The 21,666-nt window shown below is 41.1% G+C and carries 17 protein-coding genes; 10 read left to right on the top strand and 7 right to left on the bottom strand.

The genetic code is table 11. From position 1 onward, the window contains the following. Positions 1-74: 74 nt before the first annotated feature. The 7 genes from lepA (at position 75) to CXF69_RS11350 (ending at position 7,311) form a co-directional block, all read left to right on the top strand. The gene (lepA, locus tag CXF69_RS11320) at positions 75-1,874 is read left to right on the top strand and encodes a translation elongation factor 4 (RefSeq protein ID WP_101204270.1); all 1,800 of its coding nucleotides are present in this window, start codon (positions 75-77) and stop codon (positions 1,872-1,874) included. Positions 1,875-1,976: 102 nt separating this feature from the next. Then, entirely contained in the window at positions 1,977-2,879 is a 903-nt protein-coding gene (lepB, locus tag CXF69_RS11325) for a signal peptidase I (RefSeq protein WP_102078777.1), read from the top strand. Positions 2,880-3,010: 131 nt separating this feature from the next. Further along, complete coding sequence (locus CXF69_RS11330; RefSeq protein WP_228706784.1) at positions 3,011-3,403, top strand: DUF4845 domain-containing protein; 393 nt, start codon at positions 3,011-3,013, stop codon at positions 3,401-3,403. A gap of 102 nt (positions 3,404-3,505) precedes the next feature. Further along, positions 3,506-4,303 (top strand): ribonuclease III, encoded by a 798-nt coding sequence (rnc, locus tag CXF69_RS11335; RefSeq protein ID WP_102078779.1) that lies wholly within the window; start codon positions 3,506-3,508, stop codon positions 4,301-4,303. A 346-nt stretch (positions 4,304-4,649) separates the two neighbouring features. Continuing rightward, positions 4,650-5,615, top strand: a complete 966-nt coding sequence (gene era, locus CXF69_RS11340) for a GTPase Era (RefSeq protein WP_057762330.1) — start codon at positions 4,650-4,652, stop codon at positions 5,613-5,615. A 63-nt stretch (positions 5,616-5,678) separates the two neighbouring features. Further along, positions 5,679-6,470 (top strand): DNA repair protein RecO, encoded by a 792-nt coding sequence (recO, locus tag CXF69_RS11345; RefSeq protein WP_102078781.1) that lies wholly within the window; start codon positions 5,679-5,681, stop codon positions 6,468-6,470. A 67-nt stretch (positions 6,471-6,537) separates the two neighbouring features. Further along, positions 6,538-7,311 (top strand): pyridoxine 5'-phosphate synthase, encoded by a 774-nt coding sequence (locus CXF69_RS11350; protein WP_228706785.1) that lies wholly within the window; start codon positions 6,538-6,540, stop codon positions 7,309-7,311. 20 nt (positions 7,312-7,331) lie between these two features. Here CXF69_RS11350 and CXF69_RS11355 read toward each other — a convergent pair whose 3' ends face one another. After that, the gene (locus CXF69_RS11355; protein ID WP_102078782.1) at positions 7,332-8,060 is read right to left on the bottom strand and encodes a GspH/FimT family pseudopilin; all 729 of its coding nucleotides are present in this window, start codon (positions 8,058-8,060) and stop codon (positions 7,332-7,334) included. A 584-nt stretch (positions 8,061-8,644) separates the two neighbouring features. On the opposite strand from CXF69_RS11355, the gene CXF69_RS11360 reads away from it, so the two are divergent. From CXF69_RS11360 to mscL, 3 genes are all read left to right on the top strand, one after another. Next, positions 8,645-9,919, top strand: a complete 1,275-nt coding sequence (locus CXF69_RS11360) for an OmpA family protein (RefSeq protein WP_101204263.1) — start codon at positions 8,645-8,647, stop codon at positions 9,917-9,919. Between the two features lie 349 nt (positions 9,920-10,268). Beyond that, positions 10,269-12,119, top strand: a complete 1,851-nt coding sequence (typA, locus tag CXF69_RS11365; protein ID WP_057758402.1) for a translational GTPase TypA — start codon at positions 10,269-10,271, stop codon at positions 12,117-12,119. Positions 12,120-12,399: 280 nt separating this feature from the next. Further along, complete coding sequence (gene mscL / locus CXF69_RS11370) at positions 12,400-12,855, top strand: large conductance mechanosensitive channel protein MscL (RefSeq protein ID WP_102078845.1); 456 nt, start codon at positions 12,400-12,402, stop codon at positions 12,853-12,855. A gap of 112 nt (positions 12,856-12,967) precedes the next feature. Here mscL and CXF69_RS11375 read toward each other — a convergent pair whose 3' ends face one another. The 6 genes from CXF69_RS11375 to cysM form a co-directional block, all read right to left on the bottom strand. Then, the gene (locus CXF69_RS11375; protein WP_101204261.1) at positions 12,968-13,408 is read right to left on the bottom strand and encodes a hypothetical protein; all 441 of its coding nucleotides are present in this window, start codon (positions 13,406-13,408) and stop codon (positions 12,968-12,970) included. 290 nt (positions 13,409-13,698) lie between these two features. Then, a complete protein-coding gene (mutM, locus tag CXF69_RS11380; RefSeq protein ID WP_101204260.1) occupies positions 13,699-14,640 on the bottom strand; it encodes a bifunctional DNA-formamidopyrimidine glycosylase/DNA-(apurinic or apyrimidinic site) lyase in 942 nt (313 codons plus the stop codon). Positions 14,641-14,695: 55 nt separating this feature from the next. Next, positions 14,696-17,233: a RelA/SpoT family protein gene (locus CXF69_RS11385; protein WP_101204259.1), complete on the bottom strand. Its 2,538-nt coding sequence runs from the start codon at positions 17,231-17,233 to the stop codon at positions 14,696-14,698. Between the two features lie 423 nt (positions 17,234-17,656). Continuing rightward, on the bottom strand, positions 17,657-19,228 hold the full coding sequence (rlmD, locus tag CXF69_RS11390; RefSeq protein WP_180952671.1) for a 23S rRNA (uracil(1939)-C(5))-methyltransferase RlmD: 1,572 nt from the start codon (positions 19,226-19,228) through the stop codon (positions 17,657-17,659). A 62-nt stretch (positions 19,229-19,290) separates the two neighbouring features. Next, positions 19,291-20,115 (bottom strand): 3'-5' exonuclease, encoded by an 825-nt coding sequence (locus tag CXF69_RS11395; protein ID WP_101204258.1) that lies wholly within the window; start codon positions 20,113-20,115, stop codon positions 19,291-19,293. 148 nt (positions 20,116-20,263) lie between these two features. After that, positions 20,264-21,235, bottom strand: a complete 972-nt coding sequence (gene cysM / locus CXF69_RS11400; protein ID WP_101204257.1) for a cysteine synthase CysM — start codon at positions 21,233-21,235, stop codon at positions 20,264-20,266. Positions 21,236-21,666: the final 431 nt, after the last annotated feature.

Consider the following 21,666-nt stretch of genomic DNA (forward strand, 5'->3'; position numbering starts at 1 on the left):
CGTTATCAATTGCATCTGACAATATTTATTTTTTAGTTTTATTATTCTATCACCCTTAATTTAGTAGGCGCTTTGTGACTGCATTAGCCAATATTCGTAACTTTTCAATCATTGCCCACATTGATCATGGTAAGTCGACCCTTGCCGATCGTTTTATTCAGATGTGCGGTGCCTTGCAAGATCGCGAGATGCAGGCGCAGGTACTCGACTCAATGGATATTGAGCGTGAGCGCGGTATCACTATCAAAGCACAGTCAGTAACACTGTTTTATGATCATCCAAATGGTGAGCGCTATCAGCTTAACTTTATTGATACCCCGGGTCACGTCGACTTTTCATATGAAGTGTCGCGTTCATTAGCAGCTTGTGAAGGTGCGCTATTGGTTGTTGATGCCGCTCAAGGTGTAGAAGCGCAGTCAGTAGCCAATTGCTACACAGCCGTTGATCAAGGCTTAGAAGTCATGGCGGTGTTAAATAAGATTGATTTGCCACAAGTTGAGCCTGAACGCGTCATTCAAGAAATTGAAGATATTATCGGTATCGATGCCGTTGATGCACCGCGAGTATCAGCCAAATCTGGTCTTGGTGTTGATAAGCTGCTAGAAGCGCTGGTGGAGTTTATCCCGGCACCAACTGGTGACCGTGAAGCACCACTGCAAGCACTAATTATTGACTCTTGGTTCGATAATTATTTGGGCGTGGTCTCATTGGTACGGGTGCGTGAAGGTACTATACGTAAAGGTGACAAGTTATATATCAAATCGACTCAAGAGGCACATCTGGTTGGCTCGATTGGTGTCTTTACGCCTAAGCCTGTAGATACGGGTGTTTTAGAAGCAGGGGAAGTCGGCTTTGTTATTGCGGGTATTAAGGATATTGCCGGAGCACCAGTAGGCGACACTATCACTCATGCTAAGACCCCTGATGTGGATCGTATCCCAGGTTTTAAACAAGTCACGCCACAAGTCTATTCTGGTATGTTCCCAGTAGATTCGAGTGATTTCGAAAAATTCCGTGAAGCTTTGCAAAAACTGCAAATTAACGATGCGTCACTATTTTTTGAGCCAGATACGTCGGATGCGCTTGGCTTTGGTTTCCGCTGTGGCTTCTTGGGTATGCTGCACATGGAGATTATCCAAGAGCGTCTAGAGCGTGAATATGATTTAGATTTGATTACTACAGCGCCCTCAGTTATTTACGAAATTGAGAAAAAGAACGGTGATGTAATCTATGTAGATAATCCGTCACATCTACCTGAGCCAAACAATATTGAAGAATTCCGTGAGCCAATTGCCCGCTGTCAGATTTTAGTACCGCAAGAATTCTTAGGCAATGTGATGACGCTATGTATTGAGCGTCGCGGCGTTCAGGTTGATATGCGTTTTATGGGTCGACAAGTACAGCTGATATTCGATATCCCAATGGGCGAAGTGGTCATGGATTTCTTTGATCGCCTAAAGTCAGTCTCACGTGGTTTTGCATCGTTAGACTATAACTTTGAACGTTATCAAGCCGATAAATTGGTGAGAGTTGATGTACTAATCAATGGCGATAAAGTCGATGCCTTAGCGATGATCGTGCACGAAACCCAATCACGTTATCGTGGTAATGCCCTAGTTACTAAGATGAAAGAGTTGATTCCACGTCAAATGTTTGATGTTGCCATTCAAGCGGCTATCGGTAGCCAAATCATTGGTCGTAGTACGGTAAAAGCCATGCGTAAAGACGTATTAGCAAAATGCTATGGTGGCGATGTGTCACGTAAGAAAAAGCTATTGTCTAAGCAGAAAGCTGGTAAAAAACGTATGAAGCAAGTAGGTAATGTGGAAATCCCGCAAGAAGCCTTCTTAGCTGTGTTGCAAGTTGATAGCTAATCATTGAGCTTAATTTAAGATAGTCATTGTAGATAACAGTCAAATGTAGTGAGTCTTATCGTAAAGGTGTTAGATAAGCCGCTCGTTAATAGGCAATTTGGTATGGATTTTGATTTTAATTTAATTTTAGTGCCGTTAACTATAGTCCTAGGAATTGTTTGGCTGTTAGACAAGCTAGCGCTCAAACAGCGCAAAACTCGTGGTCGAGGTCAAGAAGGCTTACTGGTTCGCTGGGCTTATGACTTTTTTCCTGTGTTAGCAGTGGTATTGATAGTACGCTCATTTTTAATTGAGCCATTTAATATCCCATCATCGTCTATGGTGCCGACGCTATATACGGGTGACTTTATTGCTGTTAATAAGTATGCATATGGCGTGCGCCTGCCGTTAACCTATAATAAGGTGCTAGATACTGGTGAACCTGAACATGGTGATGTGGCAGTGTTTCGCTATCCTGAGAACCCGAGCATTTATTATATTAAACGCGTTATCGGTTTGCCTGGGGATAGCGTGAGTTATAGTCAAGGCACGTTGTCTATCAATGACGTACCTATTGAGACTAAGTCTGTAGATTTTGCGGCAAATGCTGAATTGACTTCACAGCTATACTTACCAGGGCAAATTGGTCCAGGTCAAGTGCTGACCGAAGAGAGTGCTTCTGCAATGGGCCAGCAAGAAGAAGATGCGGCAAAATATTTTGAAGAAGTACAAGGTGACAACAAGCACTTCGTGCGCTATTTAGATGGCATGAACAGTTCACAATACGCGCCATTTTTGCAGCAACAATCACCAGAGGTGGTTGAGTCAGAGGGTGCTGAGTGGCGCATTGACGTGCCAGAGGGTCAGTATTTTGTGATGGGTGATAACCGAGATCGCAGCGCAGACGGTAGATTTTGGGGCTTCGTTCCGGATGAAAACCTAGCAGGTAAGGCAGTTTATATTTGGATGCATAAACCTCCTGGTCTTAATCTACCGACCTTTGAGCGTAATGGTACTATCAATTAAGATTATGAGATTGTCTAGCGGTTGATTGGTCGATAATAGTTTTATGCTAATATCGTTGCTAAATAATCAATAGCTATTTATTATTTATACACTTATTCGAAATAGTCGTTTATCTTTAGAAGGATATCATAATGCAGCAATTATCTGGTTTGGCTATGCAGCGCGGCGCCAGTGTGACAAACATTGTTCTCATTATTATGCTTTTAGGTATTGCGACTAAATTGACAGTAGCTATCGTACCGGCTCAGATTGGTGATTATCAATTGACCAAGGTATTAAGTGCACAGCTAAAAGAAGCCAATAATAATAAAGAAACAGCCAAACAGTTTGTTGAACGTGTCAACAAACAGTTATCTATCAATGCTAACTATGATACAAAGGCAGAAGAGGTATTTACCTTTACCGATAAAAAAATAGGTCAATTAGCTATTTATAAAGAATATGCAGTAACTAATAACTTTTTTAGCAATGTCGACATCGTGAACCGTTTCGAAGGTAACATCGAGATGGCAACAGCAGAGTAAGCCATCATAGTACGATATAACGTTTTCATTATTTCATAAAATATATCAAATAATATTATTAAACTAAATCTGTCAAGCAGAAGGGATAACCACAAACCACGCATGAAACCAACTTCGCACCATTCCCAAGCGGTTCCTACTTCCCAAAAAAATAGTACGTCTGTTGACACGCTTATTGTTAGCTCAGAATTTATTCAGCGGTTAGCAGTATTAACGCGTAAGTTAGGTTATGAGTTCAATGACTTGAGCCTACCTAAACTTGCGTTAACGCATCGCTCATTTGATAGCAAAAAAAACTATGAGCGCCTAGAGTTTTTAGGTGATGCACTGTTAGGGATGATTGTGGGTGAAGCTTTATATCATCGTTATCCTAGTCAAAATGAAGGTCGCTTAACGCGTATGCGTGCGACACTGGTGCGCCAAGAGTCGTTGGTAATTATCGCTCAAAACCTAGAGCTGTCTAACCATCTTATATTAGGAGTAGGTGAGCGCAAAGGTGGGGGTCGCAATCGTGCCTCTATACTGGCGGATGCTGTAGAATCTCTGATTGGTGCTATCTATTTAGACAGTAAAGATATGGATATTACTCGTAAATGTGTTCTCTCTTGGTATGGTGATCTGATTGATAATGTCAATGACCAAAAAGCGCTAAAGGACGCCAAGAGTCGGTTACAAGAGTGGCTACAATCTAAACAATTTGACTTGCCTAATTACGAGCTCATGGAAACGCGTGGTAATGCACCGCATCAAATTTTTGTTGTGCGTTGCCATGTTAATATCAATAACTGCCCTGATATTACTGAATCTGGTGAGAGCCGCCGTATCGCTGAACAGAAAGCAGCAGAGCTTATGATTAACCAATTGCATAAATTGCCAGGATCTGCCAAAAGACGTGTATAGCCGATATTTATTAATGCATTTTTAGATGCATAGTATCGGTTTAGGTTGGTTTATAACTTGGCAAACATACATTAAAACTACCTCACATATTATTTATTTTAAAACTTTAAGTGTTTCTAGCCCGTTTTTAATGGTGACTAAATAAATTTACCATCAAAGACTGTTCGGCTAGTCACAAACCCTATAGGATTAACTTATGAGCAATCATACTGATTTGCCATCAAACAATGAAGACAGCACCCAAAATTTGGGTGAAAATACAGATATTGATTTAAGCCAAAATAATATCGAAGTTACTGAAGATACTCATGGTATTGATGCAGAAGGTATTGCATTAGACAATGATATGGCTATTGAAGAATTTTTTGCGCCAAGTGGTAATGCTCGTATGGCTGATGATTTTAGAGCAGGTTATGTGGCCATTGTTGGACGTCCAAATGTGGGCAAGTCAACTTTGATGAATCACTTATTAGGACAAAAGCTGTCTATCACTTCACGCAAACCGCAAACCACCCGTCATCGTATCCATGGCATTTTATCAAACCATGAAATGCAAGCAGTGTTTGTTGATACACCAGGTATTCACCGCAACGAAGTACGTGCTATCAATGAACGTATGAATAAAGCGGCGGTATCGGCGTTAGTAGATGTAGATTTAGTACTGTTTGTTGTCGATTCAGATCAATGGCGTGACGATGATTTATTGACCTTGCAAAAGCTCGGTGAGACCAATCTAACAGTCGTATTGGTTATTAATAAGTCAGATACTCTAAAAGATAAAGGCAGCGTGCTACCACTTATCGAAACTTTCAACGATAGTTTCGATTTTGCTGATATCGTTCCTGTGTCTGCACTAAAAAATCAAAACTTAGATCGTTTGCAAGAAGTGATTGCCTCGCATTTACCAGTCGCTGCGCCTATTTACGATACAGAGCAAATCACTGATCGCTCTGAGCGATTTTTAGCCAGTGAAATTATTCGCGAAAAAATCATGCGTAGTGCAGGCGATGAAGTACCCTATGATTTAACGGTACAGATTGATGAGTTTAAAGACGAACCTGCACATACTGATCCAAAAACAGGGCGTCCACGCAAAGCTTGTACTTTTATCGATGCAACTATCTATGTTGAGCGTGGTGGTCAAAAAGCCATCGTTATCGGTGACAAAGGCCAGCGTATCAAACAAGTTGGTATGGATGCTCGTAAAGATATGGAGCAGTTGTTTGGTAAAAAAATCATGTTAACTTTGTGGGTCAAAGTGAAACGTGGTTGGTCTGATGATGAGCGTGCGTTGACCAGTTTGGGCTATTGATAGCGGTTAAGAACGAACGCTTCAAAAGCACTGTCTGCCTTTTAACTATTTAGGTAATAACAAATGCGTAATGAAGCGCTCGTCGGGTATTTATTGCATCAGCGTCCTTATCAGGAAAAGCGCGCTTTGTATTATCTTTTTTCTCAACAACACGGTGTGATACATGGTGTTGGGAAAAAAGGCGCGCCATTATTTATGCCGTTACAGCTTTTTGCTACTGGCAAACGCGATCTAAAAACCTTTAGTCAAATTAATATTGCTTCGCAAGATACAACTCAAGCTGATAGCGTTCAAAAAGACGGTGTTCAAAAAGATAGTAAATCTGCTGTCTTAGAAGCCGTACCTTACGCCAATATCAGCGGTCAACATCAATATGCTGCACTATATATAAATGAGATTCTGTGGCGGCTGTTACCTACTGAAGACCCAATTCCTGTATTGTGGCAGCATTATCAAATCAGTCTACAACAACTCAAACAGCCCTTAAGTAATAGCGAGCTTCGTCTCTGTCTACGTCAGTTTGAGCAGTATCTATTTACCGAGTTAGGATTCACTTTAACGTTAACGCATGACAACGTTGAAGATCCCATCGAGTATGATTGTACTTACCGCTTTTTACCGGATGTAGGTTTGCTCCCTGTATTAGTACATAATGAAGAGTCTGAGCATTTAGCCAGTGAGTCTGGACAGACTGTTTTTAAGGGTGCGGATATCATAGAAATGGCACGTTTAGGTATTACTGAACAGACGCTGAGCCATTGGTCAAAACTACATCGACATCTTATTGATCATTTGCTTGATTATCAGCCGCTACAAAGCCGTCTGTTGTGGCAGCAGCAGCAACGTTATCAATAACTGCATTCTCAAATATTATCGTAGTATCAACTATATAAGTTAGGCTTAATTGCCCAAAGGATTTTTTATGAGTATCTCTATGTCTACCTCATCTGAAAACAATTCAAAAAAACCTTTGTTAGGCGTGAATATTGATCACGTGGCAACATTGCGTCAAGCGCGCGGTGTGAATTATCCGAGTCCTCTAGCTGCTGCATTACTGTGCGAAAAGGCAGGAGCAGATGGTATCACTATACATTTACGTGAAGATCGCCGTCATATACAAGATGCTGATGTTTATGAAATGGCAGGGCAGTTGTCGACGAGAATGAACCTAGAGATGGCAGCAACGGATGAGATGCTTGCAATTGCCTGCGAAGTTAAACCTTTTTGGGTATGTCTAGTACCTGAAAAGCGGGCAGAGTTAACGACAGAAGGTGGTCTTGATGTTGCAGGGCAAGTCACGTCTCTAAAAGAGTATGTTTATAAACTGCAAGATTATAATATTAAGGTTTCTTTGTTTATTGATCCTGATGACAAGCAGATTGCAGCCGCAATAGAATGTGGTGCAGACGCAATAGAATTGCATACTGGTGCTTATGCCGAAGCAGGATTAGCAAATGATACTGCCGCACAGTTGGCTGAGCTTCAAAGAATTGAACAAGCAGTAGCTACAGCACAGAGCCTAGATGATAAATTGCTTATTAACGCAGGTCATGGCTTAACGTGTGACAATGTTAATGCCATTGCAAAGATTGATGGTATATATGAATTAAATATCGGTCATGCACTTATTGCAGATGCGGTGTTTATAGGGTTAGAAAGCGCTGTGACAATGATGAAAGAGGCCATGTATAAATAGGTTTGCATATATGGCTTCTATTACCCATTACATTTCGTAGGGTGGTCTGCATTAAGTTTATGTTTGACGATGCCAGATTGGTTAAAAGAGATTTGGTACATTGACTTGTTATAAGAAGAGGTAGGGCAGTATTTTATATGACCGAAGTGTCCTCGAGGTCTGCCGCTATCGCCCCAAAATTTAGTATAGTGACGCCTACCGCCAACTCTTAATTTCACTGTACTATATCTTAGGTTTAAGGATTGCTGAGTTAATAAGGTATCTACTTGAGAATCAAAATGCTTATTATTGTTTTTATCTACGAATAGCAGAAGCGTCTTATCACTGTTCCTATGGCATTGCTGTGCATCATTTGATAAACAAACCAAGACATCCTGCCGACTTATATAGCTTTCGGCCTTTGCTAAGGATAAGGTGTTCTCTAATTGATGCTTGACACGTTGGGCTTCCATTCGTGCTAAGTGCGTTAAGATACTTGGCGCTGTAATAGCTGCGATAATTCCCAATACCATTGTCGTCACAGTTAGCTCAACGAGAGTAAAGCCGTTTGATTGCTTAGCATTTAAAATATTATCGTTTTGAAGGAGTGGTTTCCTATAAATGACAAACTTCAATAGTTTATTGAATAACCTAGATGCAATAGCTAATAAATTATCAATTCCATACCTGCCGTTTTTACAAATAGGTAAACAAAGGGTAAAAATGGCTATTCTCTTATAATGGGCCAGTATCTTACTAAGCAAGTTCATAATGCGCTACATCCTATAGCTATTTGTCATTCAAGTAGAAAACAACGTCTCACACATCCTTGTGTTGACTATCTTTTAAGCAAATTAATTGTCCAAATTCTTTAAGTTTTTTCTGACTTAACTGTATATAAGACAGATGTAATTGCTAATTACTTGATTTTCAGAAGAATATTGGTTTTTTACAATATATATGTAATATATAGCGACTGTCAAAAAATGTTTCAATTAGTGAAAGAACGATATTAGCAATAGAGAAAAAATTCTAATTGTAATAAAATGCTTCAAGAAAATAGCTATCAATGGACTACTCATCTATCGCAAACTGATGTGTAAAAGATAAGAAGCGTAAGGTGTGTTAGTTCTGGGTAACTTAGACTGTTTACTGTGTTTTAGTTACAACATTATCGTGTAATAATGTGTAGCTCGTTAACGAAAAAAGTTGTAAACTGAATTAATAATCGCTAAGCTACTCCTTAATTGGTTTTGCTTTGTAACTTAAAATGCGTAAGAGATGTCTATCTTAGTACGTCTTGAGAATCGGTTTTGCTTAATGCATCACTAAAATTATCCTTTGGAGGAAGTCCATGAAATTGAATAAAATAGCTCTAGCCCTTGTTGCTGTAGCGGCTGCACCGATGGCAGCTAATGCTGGTGTTACTATCAGCCCACTGTTACTTGGTTATCACATGACTGAAGAATTCAGTGATACCTCTGACAAGCAGCGTGAAGTTCTTACTACTGGTAAGAATCTGCAAAACAATACAGATCGTGCCGGTAACGACAACGGTGGCGTAGCTAAAGAAAGTAGCTTATACACTGGTGCAGCACTAGGTATCGAACTTACTCCTTCTACTCAGTTCCAAGTAGAATATGGCGTATCTGATGCTAATGGCGAGGCTTCTGAAGATTCAGCGAAGTCTGGCGCTAACCGTTTTGACATCGAACAAGAAATGATTTCTGGTAACTTCTTGATCGGTACTGAAGAATTCACTGGTTACACTGATAGCGCACTTAAGCCATATGTACTAGTAGGTGCTGGTCAGTCTAAAATCAAAGTAGAGAACCAAGAACAGTATACTAACTCTAACGGTGAAGTAGTTGCTGCTGGTACTGAAGTATCAAACTCTAAAGACACTATCGGTAACCTAGGTTTAGGTGCTATGTATCGCATCAATGACGCGCTAAGCCTACGTGGTGAAGCTCGTGCGATTCATAACTTTGACAACAACTGGTGGGAAGGCATGGCTTTGGCCGGTCTAGAAGTAGTACTAGGTGGCCATCTAGCACCTACAGTAGCAGTACCACCTATGCAAGAGCCAGTAGTTGACAACACTCCAGTAGTCCTTGTTGAAGCTGATCTTGATTCTGACGGTGATGGCGTACCTGATAGCATCGATGCATGCCCAGGCACTCCAATGAACGTTGTAGTTGATGAGCGCGGTTGCCCAGTACCAGTAGACATTACTGACGAACTGAAAATGGAACTACGTGTATTCTTTGATAACGACAAGTCAGCTATCAAAAACCAGTACAAGCCAGAAATCGCTAAAGTAGCAGAGAAGATGCGTGAGTATCCTAACTCTACAGCTCGTGTAGAAGGTCATGCTTCTAAGACTGGTCCTTCAGCACGTTATAACCAACGTCTATCTGAAGCTCGTGCCGTTGCTGTTAAATCTATGCTAACTAACGAATTCGGTATCGCTCCAAACCGTCTATCAACTGTAGGCTATGGTTACAACAACCCAATCGCTTCAAACGACACTGAAGAAGGTCGTGCTATGAACCGTCGTGTTTATGCCATCATCACTGGTGACAAAACAATGACTGTTGAACAAACTAAAGATATGGTTGTTCAGTAAGTATTAGCAAAATAACCGTATAGTTAAATATACAGTTACAAAAAAAGCCACCCAATGGGTGGCTTTTTTTTATTTATGTATTGAGAAAAGTGAGTTATTACATAAATTTATGAATCAATAATGTTATACTAGCCACCCAAACATTCTGTAAATTAACAGTATGTACATTAGCATAGCAATCTGTATGATGAATTCGTCAGTATAGATATTTGATTGTATTGAACTTTTTTATTTGATAGCATTCTTTTTTGCGTCATCTTAGATTCAATATCTATCTGATTGATGATGAAAGTTTATTCAGCAGCGCTTACTGCTACTGCATTTTTTTAAGACGAAACGAGCATTTTATATGGCGAACGATATCAAACACCTGCGTAACATTGCAATTATTGCCCACGTTGACCACGGTAAGACAACTTTGGTTGATAAGTTATTACATCAGTCTGGTACTTTTGGCGACCGTGCAAACATTGCTGAGCGTGCAATGGACTCAGGTGATATTGAGCAAGAACGTGGTATTACCATTTTGGCTAAAAACACAGCTATCCGCTGGACAGATAAAACTTCAGAAACTGAATACCGTATCAACATCGTAGATACTCCAGGTCACGCCGATTTCGGTGGTGAAGTTGAGCGTGTAATGTCTATGGTTGACTGCGTACTTTTGGTTGTTGACGCTGTTGATGGCCCAATGCCTCAGACTCGTTTTGTGACGCAAAAAGCATTCGAACAAGGTCTAAAGCCGATCGTTGTTATTAACAAAATCGATCGTCCTGGCTCACGTCCTGATTGGGTAATGGATCAAATCTTTGATTTGTTTGACAACCTAGGTGCAAACGATGAGCAGCTTGATTTCCCAGTTGTTTATGCTTCGGCATTGAACGGTATTGCAGGTCTAGAAGCAGATGATTTAGCTGATGATATGACGCCATTGTTCAAAACTATCGTTGACGTTGTTCAGCCTCCACAGGTTGATGCTGACGCTCCGTTCCGTATGCAAATCTCAAGCCTTGACTACAACAGCTTTGTTGGTGTAATCGGTATTGGCCGTATTCAGCGTGGTAAAGTTAAACTTAACACGCCAGTGACTGTCATTGATAAGCATGGTAAGACGCGTAACGGCCGTATCCTAAAAATCATGGGTTACCATGGTCTTGATCGTATTGACGTTGAAGATGCACAAGCAGGTGATATCGTTTGTATCACGGGTATCGATGCACTAAACATCTCTGATACTATTTGTGATCCTAACAACGTTGAAGCACTACCAGCACTAACGGTAGATCAACCTACAGTATCTATGAACTTCCAAGTAAACAATTCACCATTTGCTGGTCGTGAAGGTAAGTTCGTGACTTCACGTAACATTCGTGAGCGTCTTGAGCGTGAGTTGATTCATAACGTAGCATTACGTGTAGAAGACACTGAGTCTCCTGACAAATTTAAAGTATCAGGTCGTGGTGAGCTTCATTTATCAGTACTTATCGAAAACATGCGCCGTGAAGGTTTTGAGCTAGGTGTTTCTGGTCCAGAAGTTATCGTTAAAGAAGTTGATGGTAAGCTACAAGAGCCGTATGAAAACGTTGTCTTCGATATCGAAGAAGAGCATCAAGGTTCTATCATGGAGCAAGTTGGTCTACGCAAAGGCGAGATGACTAACATGGAGCTGGACGGTAAAGGCCGTATGCGTATTGAGGCAACCATACCAGCGCGTGGCTTGATCGGTTTCCGTTCTGAGTTCCTAACCCTGACTTCAGGTAGTGGTATTATGACCTCGAGCTTCTCACATTACGGTCCACAGAAGATCGGTGATGTTGGTGGTCGTTCTAATGGCGTATTGGTTTCTATGGCAAATGGTACTTGCCTAGGTTTTGCTCTATTTAACCTACAGAAACGTGGTAAGTTGTTTGCTGAACCACAGCTTGAAGTTTATGAAGGTATGATTGTTGGTCTTAACTCTCGTAACGATGATATGACTGTTAACCCGACGACTGCTAAACAGTTAACTAACGTACGTGCTAGTGGTACTGACGAAGCATTGACGTTGACGCCAGCAGTGAAGTTCACTCTTGAGCAAGCGCTTGAATTTATTCAAGACGATGAGCTAGTCGAAGTAACGCCAAAAGCGGTACGTATTCGTAAGCGCTACTTGACTGAAAGTGAGCGTAAACGTCACGGCCGTGGTAAGAAAGGTGCTTAATATCAATAAGTGAGTTACTGAGTGATTCATAGTATTGATGTTTGACGCAATCACTTAGTGTCAGTAGTTTTTACTGGCACTGAGTGGTTAAAAAATGAGCAATATAAGGTGAGCTATTAGTAGTTCACTTTATACTGCTTTTTTTTGTGTTGTAATCTTGGAAAAATACAGACAGAATGAATAGTGACGTTAATGTATTCAATTATTAACATGAAAGCTAGATGTGACACTTATTATATAAATATCTATTTGCTTATAGATAAATTTTGAGGAAAAGACAATGAGTATGGTTTCAGAGTTTAGAGAGTTCGCTGTCAAAGGTAATGTGATGGATTTGGCAGTCGGTGTCATCATCGGCGGGGCTTTTGCTACCATTACAAAATCTCTGGTAGATGATATTATTATGCCGATTGTCGCTTTTATCTTTGGCGGCGAGATTAATTTTGAAAACATGTTCTTAGTTTTAGGTGATGCACCTGATGGTATTGCTCTGACTTATGATGCGCTCAAAGAAGCAGGTGTTCCTGTATTGGCTTACGGTAGTTTTATTACCGTACTTATTAACTTCTTAATTTTAGCTTTCATCATCTTTATGATGGTGAGAGGTGTCAATAAAATGCGCCGTGCTGAAGAGGTAGAGGAAGTTATAGAAGAAGCAGTAGAAGAGCCATCAGAGGAAGTGAAGTTGCTGCGTGAAATCAGTGCTAAATTAAGTAATACCAGTATTACGAAATAAATTATCAAATCGTTGACAATAAAAAAGGCTAACGTCTCGTTAGCCTTTTTTTCTATGAAATAGTCACAGTTATTTTTGTGAACTATTTGATGTGCCTATTAAAAGCAAATTGTTATGGAGTAACCACTACATAGTCATTGGTGTTAATCAGAATTTCTGATGGTTGATCGACAACGATACGTACTACGTTATTATCAACGACTTGAGATTTGTAATAATTGTCTTCTGCAACTGTGCAGCCTAAACAACGTCCCATCGCATTCCAAGGTTCAACAAATAGCTTCTGCTGTGCTTGATCTGCATTACCACCAATAAGTGAGAAAGGTAGGCTTACGATATAAGCTGCTGTTCCAGCTACCGCATTAACGAGTTGAAGTGGTTTGCCAACAATCGTATCGACTACCATCGTTTCATATGAAGGACCGAAATCAGTTTCATCAATTTCTATAGCTGCAAAAGTAGGTTGAATAGTCGCAGCTACCAATCCTAAAGTTGCCAATACAGTAAAAAATCTCTGCTTAACTGTGCGTTGAGTTTTTGCTTTAACAGTCATAACGATATCCTGAAACTCATAGTAGTATGATTAATGGCTGCTGCTATCTTCACGCAGGAATCTTGCGGCAACAATAGTTAGGCTAAATATTACAGAAAAATAAATGATACGCACTATTTATGTAAGCGCTAGCACTATTAAAGCAAGATGTGCGCTAATAAGCAACAAAAATGAGAATAATCTAGTTATAGCTTTGGCAGTATTTGATACTTTTAAAAATAGATACTCTGCCCAGATATTAGCTTCATTTAATCTAAATATACCATAAGCAGATAGATATCATTTATTAGCTATTTTAACGGCTGACAATTTGGACAATAAACACTGGCTCTACCAGTAAGCTTGATGTTTTCTAGCGTCGTACTACAATCCAGACAGCTCTCTCCTTGTCTACCATACACATTTAAGGTTTGCTGAAAGTAACCAGTTTGACCACTTGCTACTGTGAAATCCCGTAGTGTCGAACCGCCTAATTTTATCGCTTTCTTTAAAATTTCTTTAATATGACTCACTAAAATGACAATCTGATCGTATGAAATTTGATTGGCTGGTGTAGCAGGGTGGATGCCGGACAAGTACAGACTTTCAGTCGCATAGATATTGCCAACCCCAACCACGACTTCTTGTTCCATGATGACAGATTTAATCGCTCGGGAGATGGGTTTTAGTCGTTTGTTTGCTTTAGTATTATCTGTCGATGACCCATTGCCATCTTGGCTAGATAAATCTATACGCTGGATTAAACTGTACAAATAGTCTGCGGTAAAATCTTTTGAAAGCGGCTCAGGACCTAGATGATCTAGTAGTTTATTGCCGTAATCTTCGTGCCATAGTATTGAACCAAAACGTCTCGGATCGTAATAGTGTAGCTGAGATTTTTTATTATCAGTATCATTAAAAACGACGACCAGATGGTCATGTTTACGCTTATCAGTACCATAGCTGTGCTGCTGTAAGCTACCTGACATTCCTAAGTGAATAAGAAGCTGACGTGGTTCAACTTTGCTGGCTGATATGGGAGCGTTATTCTGTACAGCTACTGGCAGAAAATTAAGAATTAGATACTTTGCTCGGCGCTCGACACTCTCTAATGTGTAATTAATTAGCTCGTCCAAGTTGTCTGGCATCATCCATCGCAGTTTTGGTTGAAATACTTTAACATCAACTACCTGTTGCCCCAACAATGGAGCAAGACTGGCTTTAGTGGTTTCTACTTCAGGTAATTCAGGCATAGTATTTTTTGACAACTCTATTATGGAATAAACAACGACTGGCTTAAGGTTTCGTTTACACGACTGCACGGCGCGCGTGCAAAATACCATGTTGCTGCTCTAATTTTGCCAGCAACTTAGATAGATGCGCTAAGCCTGAGACTTCAATATGGAACTTTAAAAAAGCAATATTGTCGTCATTGCTTAACGTTTGAACTTGGCGAATATTGACGTTTTCTTTATCAATTATCTGTGTCAAATCACGTAGCAAACCGCGTCTGTCATATGCTTCGACATGAATATCAACAGGCTGATAACGACCAATCTGTACTTGCCAAGCGGCTTCTATCTTGCGCTCAGGATCACGCTCAACCAGACGTAAGTACTCTGGGCAGCCTCGATTATGCACGCTAACGCCCCGCGATAAAGTGATGTAGCCAGCTATCGGTTCGCCATGCACAGGATGACAACAACCTGCCAAATTGATTTCGATATTATCCAAACCATCGATATGGATTTTATACGCATCGAGCTTACCTGTATCTCTGTTATCTACATGAGGTACAAAGCTCTCTGGTGGTATCTCAGGTTCAAGGTGTAGCTGACGAGAGATATGACTGGTTAACTGATTAAGGCCAATATCACCTGTCACCAGCCCTACAATAATATCGTCGGTCGTATTGACATGAAAATGCTGAATATAGTCGTTCAGATCAATACTATTAGGATGAACAGATAGGCGCTCAAGCTCTTTGCTAAGCATTTGGCGACCTATTTCAATATTCTTATCACGGTCTTGCTTATTAAACCATTGACGCAGTTTTGAACGGGCACGGTTGGTATGAATATAACCTAACGAGGCTACCAACCAATCACGATTGGGCTCACGTGATGCCTTAGTGATAATCTCAACTTGCTCACCTGTTTTCAACTGATAGGTCAGTGGCACATAACGCTGATTGACGCGGGCTGCCTGCGCACGGTTGCCAACTTGAGTATGCACATAGTAGGCAAAATCGAGAACGGTCGCGCCTTTTGGTAGCTCAGTAATATCACCGTCACGGCTAAAGATATAAATACGTTCTAGTTCATCAAAATCAACAAGTTGTTCTTCTTCGTCAAACTCGATATCGTCTATCTCTTCGCCCGCTACCACAGCTGAGCGTGGTTGATTACGTGTCTCATTGTTGATAGATAATAATTGGCGTAGTGAGCTGATTCTTTGATTCAGATAATTGTCTTTCTTATTCTTTAGACCTTCTTTGTAGTTAACGTGCGCACACATGCCAAGCTCGGCCTCAAAGTGCATTTCATGAGTACGAATCTGGACTTCGAGTGATTTGTTTTCCGCGATTACAGCAGTATGTAGCGAGCGATAGCCATTGGACTTAGGGTTAGTAATATAGTCATCAAACTGCTCAGGAATATAACGCCATAAGCCATGTACTAGGCCTAAAACGTGATAACAGTCAGAAGGGCTATTAACCAAGACACGTAAAGCGCGAATGTCATAAAGCTGATCGAAAGATAAGCCTTTGAGCTTCATTTTTCGATAGATAGAGTAGATATGTTTGACGCGACCAGATACTTCGCCTTCAATACTGGCATCTGCTAGTGATTCATTTAATTTGTCTTGTACGCGCTGAATATAGGACTCGCGTTCGCTACGTTTTTCTGACAGCAGCTTAGCAATTTCTTTGTAGCGGTCAGGCGCAAGATAACGGAAAGCTAAATCTTCGAGCTCCCATTTTAACTGTGCAATACCTAAACGATGGGCTAATGGCGCATAAATAGTCATGACTTCACGTGCGACACGCGTTTGACGCTCTGGCCTAGAAAACGTCAATTCACGCATGGCGAAAGTACGTTCAGCCAGTTTTATCAGTACCACGCGCACATCGTTAGTAACAGAGATGAGCATACTATAAATATTTGATAGCTGATCACGCTGATTATTGACGAAATGGTCTTCTAAGCGCTTGTTACTCTCGATAATCTCCGACAGTTTACCCATTGCAAGGGTGTCTTTAACAAGCGTCAAAATATCTGGACCAAAGTTTTTTTCAACTTCAGCGAGACTAATGATTGATTTGCGCGCACTGCGATACAGCATGGCCGCGACCAGTGCTTCTTCATCTTGATAAAGATAGGTCAAAATATCAGTCATACCAATACCGGTCACATAAGCGCCTGAACGCTCAGATTCACTGGTATTCATATGACTGCGAATAAACTCGCAAGCTGCACTTAGGTTGGGTACTGACTCTTGTCCAATACGCTTGGCCACATTATCTAGCCAAGTAGGTACATCGATATTGGCTTGGTCTAAGTCGACCGCCTCAAGCTCTTTGTTTGATAGCGCATTGGTATCATCCAAATACTCGTCTTCAGTGTGAGGGTCATGCAAATGATAAGTGTGTGCAGCTGAACGATCAAAAGTAGTATGTAGCTTGTGGGTTGCCAACTGGTATTTGATGTCGAGGGGAATTTGGGCATAGCTATTGGCTGACTGGTGAGAGCGTTGGCTCGCCACCAGTTGCGCCGCAAGTGTTGCACTATCGGCCTGCGTGGTCTGTCCATCCACCAGCGGTAATCCTTCACGAATTTTTACCATAGCCGACTCCTCTTAGCTATTTTGAATTGATTATAACCTCATCTACTATGCACACACTCTGAATTAACGATCCATAAAGTGTCAGCTATAAACCAATACAACTGCTAAAAATTTTATTTTTAGCAGCTATAAAATGCGCGTAAAATATATAAAGCTATGAGTGCAAATGCTTGCTATGTAGCGATTGGAAACATCATCAAAAACATAGGAAGATTGTTTACTATTATCTCATTTTAAAGTGACAAATCAAGCGAGCCTCTGTACGGCTGTGGTCAATTACGCTAAATAATGGCTATTTATTAGCACAAACTTATCAAAGCTTTGAGTTATCTTAGATAATTGTAATAACGCTTAATTGTCTCTTTAATCAGGTTCAACTATCAGTTGTTATTAACTATTAATCATTTTTGAAGATTAACAATGTTAAACCGCTACTTTTTCAAAGCGAGCGATAGATTCAACATGACCCGTATGGCAGAACATATCCATCACGCCAGCATGAGTCAGACGATAGCCTTGTTCTAACAATGCTTTTGTATCACGGGCAAGGGTCGCTGGATTACAAGAGACATAAACAATGCGCTCAGCATTAAATTTTGGCAAATATTGCATAATTTCCCAAGCACCAGAGCGCGGCGGATCAATCAATAGTGCATCAAAGCCTTGGTTGGCCCATGGCTTATCAGTACAGTCTTGCGTCAAATCTTGACTGTAAAACTCAGTATTGTTAATACCGTTGCGACGAGCGTTGTCAGCAGCACGTTCGGTCATGGCCTCACTGCCTTCGACACCGACTACTGAGCCTGTCTCACCAACGAGGCGCGCTAATGGTAAGCTAAAGTTACCCAAACCACTGAATAAGTCTAGTACGCGTTCGCCTGCTTTTAAGTCCAATAAGTCACAGGCAAGCTTAGTCATCTGACGGTTCACCGATAGATTTACTTGAGTAAAGTCAGTAGGGATAAATTCAAAAGTCAGATCATACTCTGGCAATTGATAATATAAACGCCCAAATTGCTCGCTCAAATCATCAGCGTCTGTCAACGCAATACGTTGGATGCTATCAACGCCTTTCGACTGCAAATATAGCTGCCAATTACGCGCTGCGAAAAATACTTTTAGTTTGTCTATATCAGCGTCTGACAACGGTTCTAAATTACGTACGATGAGCGCAACTGGCTGATTGCCATCAGGTAGTTCTGGTAGTTGCTCACCCATTGCAAGCTCAAGCTGGGCAATCTTGTCACGACTCTCTAGGGTACTAATAAGCGTTTTTAGGTTTTCAATCTCGAAACCAATACGTGGATCTAGGATATGACATTCATTTAGCTCTGCCAAGAAGTTACTTGAACGCTCACGGAAGCCGACAAGCGCGGTTTCTTTTTTGACAACATAACGCACGCCCAAACGTGCTTTGGTACGATAACCAAGACGATCGCCGACCACAGGCGGGAGCCAATTGTCAGGTTCCGCGTTGGCTTGATGCATTAGCATTTCAGCCAGTACTGACTGCTTGAAGTTTATTTGACCATCTGGTTGCCAATGTTGCAAGTTACAACCGCCGCAGGTACCGAAATGCGGGCAGGGTGGTACAGCACGTTCAGGGTTTGGGTTGGCAGTAATGCTAATGGCATCGCCTTCTTCAAAGCTAGCACGGCTGTTAGTTATTTTTACTAAGGCGCTCTCACCGGGTAGGGCAAAGCTAACAAAGATCTTTTTACCGTGTTTGTCTTCAGCATGACCTTCAGCAACGTCAAAACCATTACCATACACAGCAACACCGCGACCATCATGTGATAAGCCATCAATATTGAATGGAATTGGCTCTGCATCTTTTAGACGACGACGTGTCTTTGATGATGGCTTTGATTTTTTCTTACTCGGCGGAATGACAATCGTTTGGGTGTCGTTGGTTTGAGCTTCATTCGCTTGAGCGTTACTGTTTTGCGCTGCCATATCAGATGCTGTAGATGTTTTTGAATCGGTGGGTTGCATAAACCTGCCTTAATAATAAATAACTAGAAGAGGGGAATAAAAAACTATTAATAATGCGAATTCTATAATTCGGGTGCCGATGACCAGTCAGCGATAAACTCTTGATGTCGCGGACTACCGTCAGCTTGGGTATACTTTGCCAGATAGTCATAGCTCTGCTGCTGCCAAGCAGCAAAATCTTGTGAAGACAACTGTCCTGTTAGACGTAACCAGCGTAAATAAATAAGCCAAGTGTTCATAACATCAGACTCACAGTATATAGATAGGGTCTGCCAGTCACCGCTACTAACAAGCGCACCGACCATGCTGCCATCTACATCAGTTTTACCAGGTAATCCGTACAGACTTGCGACGATATCCATGGCTTCGCGGCGGCTAGCACCGTACTGGCTAAACCGATCCATCAAGTCTAGATGACGCGTATGAAAGCGATTAACATAGTTATCAAAGCGCATGTTTTTAATTCGCTCGCCTTCTTCGAACAGCCAGGGCGCTGACAAATCATATTGCATGGCACGATATATCAGTACAGGTATGTCAAAGCCTGAGCCATTCCAACTAATAAGTTGCGGCAGTGTCTCAATGTCGTTAAATGCTCTAAAGAACTTGGCTAGGATTTCTTTTTCACTAAATTTATCGGCAGTCAAAGAAAATAGCGATAACTTACCATCTTTGATATACAGAGCTGAGATACAGACGATACGCTGTAGTGGCAAGCGCATAAAGTCGTGCCCTGCCTCTTGTGTACGTATCGCTGTCAGCGCACTTAACGCATCCGCATCGTTGAGATCGGCCAATTGCGGATAGATACGGCGTGCTGCATCGACATCGGCGACAGTCTCGATATCAAAAACCAAGATAGGGTCGGATGGTAGCGCTTGTGACATAGATAATCCTGACTATTTATGAGCTTATAGTTAATTCATTATAAAAGAATAACAGCGTTAACCTTGCTTGAAGTATTACGTTTACATCTGCACTTGGCCGCTTTGTACTTCTTTTAAATTAACGATACTAAATGGTATTTCTTATGCATTAATTAACTTCTGCGCTACTGTTATCCATATTGCTATCGTCAACGTTATATAAACCCGTTGATAAATAACGATCGCCACGATCGCAGACAATAAAAGCAATGACAGCATTAGGGTTTGCTTTTGCCACTTGGGTCGCTGCCCATGCAGCTGCGCCCGAAGATACCCCAGCAAAAATACCTTCAGTCTTCGCCAATTTACGCATATATACTTCGGCAATACGCTGATCGATATCCATCACTTCATCAATCAAGTCTGCATCAAAAATACCTGGCATATAGGCAGCAGGCCAACGGCGAATACCAGCAATCGAAGCTTCTTCGTCAGGCTGTAGGCCGATAATTTTGACGTCTGGATTTTGCTCTTTTAGGTAGCGTGATACACCAGTAATCGTACCTGTCGTGCCCATCGAGCTAATAAAATGCGTAATTTTACCTTCTGTCTGTGCCCATAGCTCAGGGCCTGTAGTCAGGTAATGTGCTTGGCTATTATCAGGATTATTAAACTGATCCAATACAACCCCTTTGCCATCTGCTTGCATCTGTAATGCCAAATCACGTGCAGCTTCCATACCTTCGTCTACTTCAATCAGCGTTGCGCCATAAGCAATCATGGCATCTTTACGCTCTTGGGTAGAGTTGGTTGGCATCAGTAACGTTATCGGGTAGCCACGCATCGCAGCGACCATGGCCAATGCAATACCAGTATTACCACTAGTGGCTTCAATCAACATATCACCAGGCTTGATATCACCGCGCTGTTCTGCTTGATAAATCATATTAAAAGCAGGACGATCCTTTACAGAACCCGCTGGATTATTGCCTTCAAGCTTAGCTAATACTGTGGCGCCATTGGCAATGTGCTCTTGCTCAGGCAGGCGTTGAAGTTTTACCAGCGGCGTTTGACCAACGCAATCAGCGAGGGTAGTGATTTGAGTAATAAAGTTAGCATTTGACATGGCCGTAGTGGACATAAAGTATCCTTTTCTATTTTTTAAATATGTTTTTAATGGTTTGTTTTTGATAGAAGCGCTGTTCTTATTGTTTGATCATAATTTTAGACAGTCGCTTGGGTTATAGGTTTACAGTGATAAGCGAGCTAAAAACGAAAGGCATTAGAGTGCGCTCTCATATGTTATGACTATGAGCGATATATTGTGGTAAATAAAAAGTGGCTTTATTATATCATTTTGTTTTCAGCTGCGCTTATCGCATCAAGGATTAATAGTCACTGTATCAGGTCAATGTCAATGTTACGTTGAAGATTGCAAAAGTAGGACTGTTCGCTTAAAGCAGTATTCTCTTTGACACAGAGTGGTTGGTACTCTAATTATAACGTTATTCATCACATGGAATGCCTAACCAGTACTTATAGAATCCTGTTAAGATAATCTTGAGCTGTATA

The sequence above is a fragment of the Psychrobacter sp. Choline-02u-9 genome, from assembly GCF_002836505.1.
Lineage (GTDB): Bacteria > Pseudomonadota > Gammaproteobacteria > Pseudomonadales > Moraxellaceae > Psychrobacter.

What these genes read in the sequence shown, in the direction of transcription:
- CXF69_RS11395 (WP_101204258.1), bottom strand. Translation starts at nt 20,115, where the DNA reads ATGTCACAAGCGCTACCATCCGACCCTATCTTGGTTTTTGATATCGAG.
- rnc (WP_102078779.1), top strand. Translation starts at nt 3,506, where the DNA reads ATGAAACCAACTTCGCACCATTCCCAAGCGGTTCCTACTTCCCAAAAA.
- CXF69_RS11385 (WP_101204259.1), bottom strand. Translation starts at nt 17,233, where the DNA reads ATGGTAAAAATTCGTGAAGGATTACCGCTGGTGGATGGACAGACCACG.
- CXF69_RS11355 (WP_102078782.1), bottom strand. Translation starts at nt 8,060, where the DNA reads ATGAACTTGCTTAGTAAGATACTGGCCCATTATAAGAGAATAGCCATT.
- lepB (WP_102078777.1), top strand. Translation starts at nt 1,977, where the DNA reads ATGGATTTTGATTTTAATTTAATTTTAGTGCCGTTAACTATAGTCCTA.
- era (WP_057762330.1), top strand. Translation starts at nt 4,650, where the DNA reads ATGGCTATTGAAGAATTTTTTGCGCCAAGTGGTAATGCTCGTATGGCT.
- recO (WP_102078781.1), top strand. Translation starts at nt 5,679, where the DNA reads ATGCGTAATGAAGCGCTCGTCGGGTATTTATTGCATCAGCGTCCTTAT.
- CXF69_RS11375 (WP_101204261.1), bottom strand. Translation starts at nt 13,408, where the DNA reads ATGACTGTTAAAGCAAAAACTCAACGCACAGTTAAGCAGAGATTTTTT.
- CXF69_RS11350 (WP_228706785.1), top strand. Translation starts at nt 6,538, where the DNA reads ATGAGTATCTCTATGTCTACCTCATCTGAAAACAATTCAAAAAAACCT.
- typA (WP_057758402.1), top strand. Translation starts at nt 10,269, where the DNA reads ATGGCGAACGATATCAAACACCTGCGTAACATTGCAATTATTGCCCAC.
- CXF69_RS11330 (WP_228706784.1), top strand. Translation starts at nt 3,011, where the DNA reads ATGCAGCAATTATCTGGTTTGGCTATGCAGCGCGGCGCCAGTGTGACA.
- CXF69_RS11360 (WP_101204263.1), top strand. Translation starts at nt 8,645, where the DNA reads ATGAAATTGAATAAAATAGCTCTAGCCCTTGTTGCTGTAGCGGCTGCA.
- cysM (WP_101204257.1), bottom strand. Translation starts at nt 21,235, where the DNA reads ATGTCCACTACGGCCATGTCAAATGCTAACTTTATTACTCAAATCACT.
- mutM (WP_101204260.1), bottom strand. Translation starts at nt 14,640, where the DNA reads ATGCCTGAATTACCTGAAGTAGAAACCACTAAAGCCAGTCTTGCTCCA.
- mscL (WP_102078845.1), top strand. Translation starts at nt 12,400, where the DNA reads ATGAGTATGGTTTCAGAGTTTAGAGAGTTCGCTGTCAAAGGTAATGTG.
- rlmD (WP_180952671.1), bottom strand. Translation starts at nt 19,228, where the DNA reads ATGCAACCCACCGATTCAAAAACATCTACAGCATCTGATATGGCAGCG.